The sequence below is a fragment of the Trichocoleus sp. ST-U1 genome (assembly GCF_039961835.1).
Taxonomy (GTDB): domain Bacteria; phylum Cyanobacteriota; class Cyanobacteriia; order Cyanobacteriales; family FACHB-T130; genus FACHB-T130.
On the sequence record NZ_JAMPJZ010000074.1, the window covers coordinates 19,280 to 27,183 of the forward strand.

The 7,904-nt window shown below is 47.8% G+C and carries 8 protein-coding genes; 3 read left to right on the top strand and 5 right to left on the bottom strand.

The genetic code is table 11. The features are described 5' to 3' along the window. Positions 1–17: 17 nt before the first annotated feature. The 3 genes from NDA06_RS21005 to NDA06_RS21015 all read right to left on the bottom strand — a co-directional run bounded on the left by NDA06_RS21005 (position 18) and on the right by NDA06_RS21015 (position 4,271). Positions 18–1,994 (bottom strand): N-acetylmuramoyl-L-alanine amidase, encoded by a 1,977-nt coding sequence (locus tag NDA06_RS21005; protein ID WP_190414917.1) that lies wholly within the window; start codon positions 1,992–1,994, stop codon positions 18–20. 504 nt (positions 1,995–2,498) lie between these two features. Then, complete coding sequence (locus tag NDA06_RS21010; RefSeq protein WP_190537062.1) at positions 2,499–3,908, bottom strand: cation:proton antiporter; 1,410 nt, start codon at positions 3,906–3,908, stop codon at positions 2,499–2,501. Between the two features lie 189 nt (positions 3,909–4,097). Continuing rightward, the gene (locus tag NDA06_RS21015) at positions 4,098–4,271 is read right to left on the bottom strand and encodes a hypothetical protein (protein ID WP_190414915.1); all 174 of its coding nucleotides are present in this window, start codon (positions 4,269–4,271) and stop codon (positions 4,098–4,100) included. A gap of 9 nt (positions 4,272–4,280) precedes the next feature. On the opposite strand from NDA06_RS21015, the gene NDA06_RS21020 reads away from it, so the two are divergent. Then, on the top strand, positions 4,281–5,018 hold the full coding sequence (locus NDA06_RS21020) for an SIMPL domain-containing protein (protein ID WP_190985087.1): 738 nt from the start codon (positions 4,281–4,283) through the stop codon (positions 5,016–5,018). A gap of 239 nt (positions 5,019–5,257) precedes the next feature. Here NDA06_RS21020 and NDA06_RS21025 read toward each other — a convergent pair whose 3' ends face one another. Continuing rightward, positions 5,258–6,397, bottom strand: coding sequence for a hypothetical protein (locus tag NDA06_RS21025; RefSeq protein WP_190985088.1), 1,140 nt, complete (start codon positions 6,395–6,397; stop codon positions 5,258–5,260). Between the two features lie 20 nt (positions 6,398–6,417). Here NDA06_RS21025 and NDA06_RS21030 point away from each other — a divergent pair, with 20 nt between their 5' ends. Next, entirely contained in the window at positions 6,418–6,561 is a 144-nt protein-coding gene (locus tag NDA06_RS21030; protein ID WP_190985089.1) for a hypothetical protein, read from the top strand. Positions 6,562–6,567: 6 nt separating this feature from the next. Then, the gene (locus tag NDA06_RS21035; protein WP_190985090.1) at positions 6,568–6,726 is read left to right on the top strand and encodes a hypothetical protein; all 159 of its coding nucleotides are present in this window, start codon (positions 6,568–6,570) and stop codon (positions 6,724–6,726) included. 54 nt (positions 6,727–6,780) lie between these two features. Here NDA06_RS21035 and NDA06_RS21040 read toward each other — a convergent pair whose 3' ends face one another. Then, positions 6,781–7,698 carry a hypothetical protein gene (locus NDA06_RS21040; RefSeq protein ID WP_199324004.1) on the bottom strand — a complete coding sequence of 306 codons (918 nt, stop codon included), beginning with the start codon at positions 7,696–7,698 and terminating at the stop codon, positions 6,781–6,783. Between the last annotated feature and the right edge of the window lie 206 nt (positions 7,699–7,904).

A 7,904-nucleotide genomic window follows, 5' to 3' on the forward strand; every position in this document is an offset into this window, starting at 1 on the left:
TCCCCACAAACCGGCATTTAGAGACTTTGTTGAATGTACTGTAGAATACCGCGAGCGATCGCTCTTGCCATCTGGCTCTGGTAATTTGGCGAAGCCAACTTCACAGCCTCTTGTGGGCTGGACACAAAACCAACCTCCACTAAAACAGCGGGCATCGAACTCTTCCTCAGTACATAAAATCTCGCCTGCCGCACTCCTCGATCTCGGATATCAACGTTCTGCAAAATACTATTGTGAATGGTTTGCGCTAAACGCCCACCACTAGAGTAATAGTAAGTCTCCAGCCCCTGCACATCAGGACGCCCACCAATTGAATTGGCGTGGATACTGACGAATAAATCGGCATTGGCTCGCTCAGCCATCGTTACTCGTGGTTGCAAGTCTACAAAATAGTCATCCTTTCGCGTCATCACCGCCTGGATGCCCTGTTGCTCTAGCAATGCCGCTACCTGCTGTGCAATCGGCAAAATTACATCGACCTCTCGCAAACCTCTATAACCGATGGCTCCAGGGTCTTTGCCTCCATGTCCGGCATCTACAACCACAACCAATCGTCCAACACGGGGGCGGGGTCGCGAAGGCGGATTGTTATTCTGAGGCGGCGGCACGTTAACAGAACCCGTGGGCGGAACCCGAATAGGGCCTGTGGGAGGAACAACCGAGCCAAGGCGACTTCGTTGCAGTTGCAGTGCTAAAAGTTGGTCGCTCACCTGATTGAGTTCTCCAACCTGTACCCCTGAGGCTGGTTGCACCAGAATAACGACAGTCCGCGAGTCTTGCTGCTGCAAACGCACCCGCCGCACTGAAGTGGTGGCATCCAGTTGAGGTCCCCTAACTCGGTCAGCTAGTTCAGCGGAAGGAATCGTAATTCGATAAACTCCCTCTCTTGCATCCCATCTGCCGGTGTATCTGACAGACGCATCCGCCCGAATTAATAACTGGGTTCCGGAAGAAGCGAGTTCAACCGATTGAATTGTTGCTAACTGATTATTCGGACGGTTGGTGGGGACGGGTTGGCTGGGTGCAGTTGAAGGCGGTCTAGACCCCCCCGAAATGGGAGAGGGTTGATTTCCAGCTAGTGGTGGGCTTTCAATGTCGCCAGCACTCGTACCCTTCGGCAAGATGACAATACCGCCAAAATCGCTAACACTTGCCAGCCAGTCCGGGCTTTCTCTCCTCACGTTCATCGTGACGCGAACGATTGAGGGTGAAGTATCAACTTGGGACAATAAGATGCGACTGACGCCATAGCGATTCACCGTCGAAGAAGGCGATGTAAGACTGCGGGAAAGGGTCGCTCCTCGCAGGTCAAAAGTAATGTTTTTGCGATCGCTACTCCGGTTCACCTTAATAATCTGCGGGCGACCCCCATTCGTCTTTAGGAAAAACCCATCTCGCGTTACCTGCACATCTTCGATTTGAGCAAGCGACCCAACCGTTACGTTTGGAGGTGTCTGACGAATCGGTGGGCGACTCAGCACTGGAGGCGGCGAAGGATTTCTAGGAGCTTGATTGGGAAGAGGTTGCAAAGGGGGCGGCGGAGAATTTCCCAAATCTAGATCTCTGGGTGCTAGATCTCTGGGTGAAGGATTTGACACCTGCGCTACTCGTTCGGGCTTTGGTAATTGCACCGACCACTGGCTGGGGGAAGCTCCTCGAACTAGCACTTTTTCTGGATCGAGGGTGTAACCAGGGTCTAATTCAATCACCATCCGAGTAGTATTACCTTCAAACTGTCCTACTCGCAGAGAACGCAGCGATCCAGCCAACTGCTGAGTCACCGTTGAGCGCCCCAAGCTGGTACCGGGCAGATCGATTACCACACGGGTCGGATTGGCAAGCAGTTGCGCTCGCGGTTGAACTCCATCATCCGTCCTAAAGTCTAGTCGGTTCTGATTGGCATCAAAACGCCAATACACCAGTCTTGCCGCATTCGCGGGAAGTGAAACGAGAAAAATGCTCAAAAAACTGGGTAATAGCCAGTAAAATCTCACTATCGTTGCTCCTGAAAAAGGCAAAGACCGTAATAATCGGCCTGTACGCTGTAGACCTGTTTCGGATGTTTTCGGTTCACATCCGGTGCATTGCGGTAAACAAAGTAAACGATTTTAGACTGGGTTGAACAATATCACGACTTTGGTCGCAATGCAGAATAATCGACTAGGCATGACTTTTTTCGCTGGAAAAAGCCAATTACCATCGGGAAGATGCCTGGTGTATGGAGTTTCTCATCAGAGATTTTTGTTCTCAGGGCTTGGCAATGATAACGTCTTGATGCTGCCTATTCCCAAGCCACGCGAGCCAACACTTTTCTCAAAGCGAGAGAAACCTTTTAAATCCGATTAAATCCGATAACCAACCCCAAGGGACGTAGATAAAGTGACTTAAGTTTCACAAAAACCGTTTGCTGTTAGTTTTTTGTCAGTAGGTACTACGGAGTAGGTAGTCGGTGTTGATTGTATACCACCACTACCCACTACCCACACATGAATTAATAACTAATCGCTTTCCTTAGCAGGAACCGATGCAGGCTCTTGAAACACAAACCGTAATAAGGGAGGTGCTAAAAAAGTTGTCAAGATGACCATCATAATAATCGCGGCTTCTGTGGCTTCAGACAAAGCACCGCTGGCAGAACCAACACCGGCAAAGACCAACCCGACTTCGCCTCGTGGAATCATCCCGACGCCAATCGCTAATCGGTTGATCTGAGGTTGACCAAATACGACTAGACCCGTAACAACCTTTCCGAGAATTGCCACGACAATCAGGAACATAGCCATGAACAACCCTTCCCGGTTACTGGGAACCGCTGGATTGAGAACTCCTAGGTCAGTTTTAGCCCCAACCGTTACAAAGAAAATCGGCACCAGCAGATCGGCAATAGGCACTACCTGCTTTTCCAGTTCTTTACGCTTATCCGTTTCGTCTAAGACTAAGCCAGCTGCAAAAGCTCCCAAAATGGCTTCTAGGTGAATAGCGGCTCCCACATAGGCCATCAAGAATGCGAAGATGAAAGCCGGTATGACTAGCCCGCCGCGCGTCTTGAGCTGATCGGCGATCGCTACAAAGGATTTGTTAAAAACCTTACCTAGCAGAATCGCACCTAGTAGAAAACTACTGGCGCTGACGATCAGATAAATGACGTTGCTGACATCTACTTCACCCGTTTTTGCCAAACTTGCCACGACTGCCAAAACGATGATACCCAGAACATCGTCTATAACCGCAGCGCCCAGAATAATCTGACCTTCTCTAGAAGTGAGACGCCCCAATTCTGAGAGAACTTTGGAAGTAATCCCAATACTGGTTGCAGTCAAAGCCGCACCCGCAAAAATCGCCGGAACCGCTGGCACGCCAAAAAAGAGCATCAGCCCCGCAGTGCCAGCTGCAAAGGGCACCACTACCCCCACCACTGCGACGACGACTGCCTGGATACCGACTGCCATCAGTTCCTTTAAGTTCGATTCCAGACCAATTTCAAATAGCAGTACGATTACGCCCAGTTCTGCTAAAACGGAAATGACTTCGCTCTGGGTTTGAAATACTTCACCAATCGTGTCGAGACTTAAGCCAGAGGTGCCTTGCAGGAAGGACATCAGGACAGAATCAGAAGCGACTGACCCGCTTTCTGGAAATACCAGCAGATGCAGGGCGGAGATACCCACCACTACACCGCCGACCAATTCGCCTAATACAGGCGGGAAGCCCATCCAGTTTGATATCTCCGCCCCCATTTTGCTAGCGAAGTAAATGATGACTAAAGTCAGTAACACTGCCGCTAAGACCACTGGACTTTTTTCTGCTTCTTGTGTTGCTGTCGCTAAGACAGGAATGGTTTTGCTCGAAAGTGAGAGTGAGAAAGTTGGGCTTAGTAAACTAAGCCAGTGAGCTGCATCTATCGGCATGAGTTCTGCACAAAATCATTCTTTTCAATGTACAAGCTTCTTTACAAAATCAAGCTTTTATCTGGGGATTTAACAAGAGTCAAAGACCTGTCAAGATGATGGCTTAAAAGGGGCGCAGTCAATTTCGCGGCGCGATCGCATAGTTGATCGCATAGTTGAATCTAATCCCTGAAAGCAAAGTATAAATACTTACCATCCCCGATAGGACTGGCGATCGGGCGATACCCCTTGCATTGCAACTAGCACTATCGCCTGAGTTGCTAAAACGGTAACTGCTGAGATTTTTTGGCTGTGGTAGTGGCAGATTAGGAACATTCCACCGGCACAATGAAAAGCAGCTGGTGCAGTTCTAGTATGAGACAACACGATCTAATGAATCGAACTCCATCTTTCGCAAGTTCCTGGTATCAGCGTCAGGCAATATCTTTCGCCGTGGGTCTTTTAAGTGTAATCATGACGAATCCAGCGATCGCCCAAGAGAAAATGTTGCGAACCATCACTGTCACTGGCAGGGGAGAAGAATCGATTGCAACAACGTTAACGCTGGTGCGGCTGGGGGTTGAGGTTCAGGGTAAAGTGGCGGCGGATGTGCAGCAGGAAGCAGCACGACGCTCTAGCGCAGTGGTGGATTTGCTAAAATCTCGCAATGTCGAAAAATTACAAACCACCGGCATTAGCCTCAACCCGACTTACAGCTACGAAAACAACGTCCAGCGTCTGACTGGGTATACCGCCACCAACATCGTTAGCTTTCGAGTTAATAATCAAACAGCCGGAACGCTTCTGGATGAAGCAGTGAAAGCTGGGGCGACGCGGATTGACGGCATTAGTTTTATTGCTGCTGATAGTGCGATCGCGACCGCTCAAAAGCAAGCTTTGCGCGAAGCGACTCAAGATGCCCAAGAGCAAGCGGATGCTGTTTTGAGTGCCCTAAATCTTACTCGCCGGGAAGTGGTAAATATTCAAGTTAATGGTGCTTCTGCGACGCCGCCACCCCCAATGCCCCTAGCTGACATGGCTTTGCGATCTGGGAAGGTAGAGGCGTCTACACCCGTGATTGGTGGCGAACAACAGGTAGAGGCATCCGTGACTCTACAAATTACCTATTAGGAATGTTAGGTGGGCTTTTGCCCACTTGATATTTCTGAGGAATTCGATAACAGATTTTATGACAACTTGCGATCGCTCCTCACCGACAACCTCCCAACTGTGTCCTCACCAAAGGACTGAGATATAACGACACACTTGAGTCGATTCAAATAGCCTCTCAACTCTAACCAATAACTCTTGTTCGTTCGGCTGCTGGCTGCATAATTGCACAATCGGTTGTGAAATTGAATAGCTTCGCCTCATGTAATCGTGCGCTCAAACATTACTTGAAGCACGTCCTTTCGCTCAAGAGTTTTCCCGTTAAGAACTACAACACTGAACGTATCGTCAACAATGCGTTTTGATCCGTTATAGACATGAACATGAATCCCTTTTTCCTGCGGACGATCTGCTGACCACACGATTGCTGGGGTAGATGACCAAATTTCGTAATCACAGCCTGAGTATTTATCCAGATCCAGATTCAGTGTTCTGTCTGGCTCCTTATACTGCGTGTTCTTTGCAAATTGATCGTACAAAGGTTTAAGAGGCGTAGACACAATATGCCGCGAACTCCAAGTGCTATCACAACCGCAATTGCCACAGAAATGCTTTCGATGAGGCTTCCGTGCAAAATCACCTAAATCCAAGTGAGGGTATCCGCAGTGAGAACAGTTGATACAAGTCATCTCTCGATCTTCCTCTACGGCACATACGAACTCAAAAGCAGCAGGTGGCGTGATATTGACACGAGTAATCTCAGCATTGGCAAATAGTTCTAAATCTTCGTGGTAAAGCAATGAAATAGCATCAAAGTCATCGTCTATCGACTTCTTCCCTTGTGCCTTAGGACGTAAATGAACATGAATTTTTGGAGCGCGCGACTCTATGGGCTGAGAAGACAGGGCTGTTGGAAGTGAACACCATATTCCCACCTCAGCATAGTCAGTTACATTGATTTCCAGTGGAGACAGAGTGTAGTTCATTGGCTGGGAGTGATTTGCACAACGCATTACTCCTGACTTGTCGGATGATTCGTGGTCGGCTTTTGTCCCCCAGTGAGTTTGATGAGTCCTACACCACCAGCGATCAGCACCATGCCGAAATTTTCCAGCAGGGACAAAATCGCAAGGCAAGAAGGCATCGTCTCCAGCCTGTGCTGGGAAATGCCCAAGAATAGATTTAGAAAAAACAGCAATGTTTCCAAGGGTGCGACCGGATGCCCAACAAATAGCGTTAGCCTGGTTCCAAGCGTTCTTACCTTCCGGCTTTAAGGGCTGTTCTTCCCCAACCTTGTTGATATAGCGTTTTTTAGCTGAAGCGCCATCAGGATATTCCCATTCACATTTCCATAGCTCAACTGTATTAGTAGAGTGATTGACTTTGCGCTCAATGAACATAGGATCGGGAGTGTGCAAAATTGATACTCAATCTATTTTGGCACTCCCATAACGGTATCTCTAATCAACGGAGACACCAGTACCCCAAAGCTACTGCACGGGATGTCAAGACCATTATTCCCACAGTGCTGGAGCGAGGCGGCAAGTATTTCCGGGAATTGTAGAAAAGCTTGACAGATAGCGATCGCAACTTACTACAAAGTCTAGTTTACAAAGAAGCGATCGCACTGCAAGACACAACGCTTTTGCAGACAACAGAGGATGGCTACTGCTTCCAACTGCCTTTAGTAGAGAAGTTTATCAAACGTGTAGTGATGGAAGAGATTTGATATCTTCTCAACCCTATAGCAAAGTCAGCATCCTTATGGTTGAAATAACCAATCTCAGATGTCTAACCAATCCCATAATTCTTGTTGCTTTTTCTTCATACTCCTAAGATGACGAAGGAGAACAGCCAAAGGATTGATTCCCTGTAACAATAGCAAAGTCATCCAACACAGAGCCTTGAGTTGACTGAAAGGTGTCGGTCGGGTTAGCGCCTCATGGATAGCGATTCGGGCTTCATCAAGAAAACTGTCATATTCCCCAATAATCGTAGATTCATGGAACACGCCAGCGTTAATGCCATGAATACCACTCACCCAGTCTCTTCCCATTAGAATTCTCTCCAATAGACTAACCTCAAGGTGGTATAAGTCGTGGTAGTGAATCCACCTATCTCGGACTCGGACAGGCTGATCGCCGATTTTGACCAGAATTAGGCTGATACAACCCAGCATTTTCTTGAGGCTGACGATTCTGGAGTTGTTTACGCAATAGCTGAAGTACAACCTCACGAAGGTAACTCGAAAAGTGCGATCGCCAAATGAACCAAATTTGTGTTTCTTGTCAGCACAAACCCGGTTGGGAGTTTGAGAGACTTGTCCTGTGGCTGGTGTTGGGGTGTCAGTGCTGGAAAGGGTCGGACTACAAGCTTCGTCCAAGACTAGAAACAAGTAATAAGGAACTTCAGAATAGCGCTTTTTTAATCTCCACCCTAGCTTATTATCCGCCTGTGAGCCGAGACACTGCTTTAAGCGGCGCTTTAGGTCACAGCGATATTCTTGTAGAGTGCTAGCCGGTAGGTGTTGGCGATACTTGTGAATGACAAAAGCCCGCAGCAGCAATTGCTTGAGGCGGGCAGCAAAAACGGTATCTTTAGAAATGGAAGCCCCTCCTCCCCACAACGCTTGGTTTAGAGCCATTTTTTGTCGTTTCGAGAGTTGATTTTGTTGAAGCCGCGTCCCCAATGTCTTCTTCATGTTCCGCAATTGGTATCCGAATGCTTAATCACATCTGTATATTTAGTTCGTGACAAGTTCAGATTTTTTTGGGAATTTGAGAAGCATTATTGATAAGTGCTTATGTAAAATAAATTACACATAATAAAAAGTAGAATAAGCTAAAACAAAAGTCAAGAAAACAAGAGACTTATGAGATTTATTAGAGATTTAAGCCGAGAAACTCA

Bases quoted from the DNA above. Each gene is read 5' to 3' on its own strand.
- NDA06_RS21010 (WP_190537062.1), bottom strand. From the start codon at position 3,908: ATGCCGATAGATGCAGCTCACTGGCTTAGTTTACTAAGCCCAACTTTC.
- NDA06_RS21040 (WP_199324004.1), bottom strand. From the start codon at position 7,698: ATGAAGAAGACATTGGGGACGCGGCTTCAACAAAATCAACTCTCGAAA.
- NDA06_RS21020 (WP_190985087.1), top strand. From the start codon at position 4,281: ATGAATCGAACTCCATCTTTCGCAAGTTCCTGGTATCAGCGTCAGGCA.
- NDA06_RS21025 (WP_190985088.1), bottom strand. From the start codon at position 6,397: ATGTTCATTGAGCGCAAAGTCAATCACTCTACTAATACAGTTGAGCTA.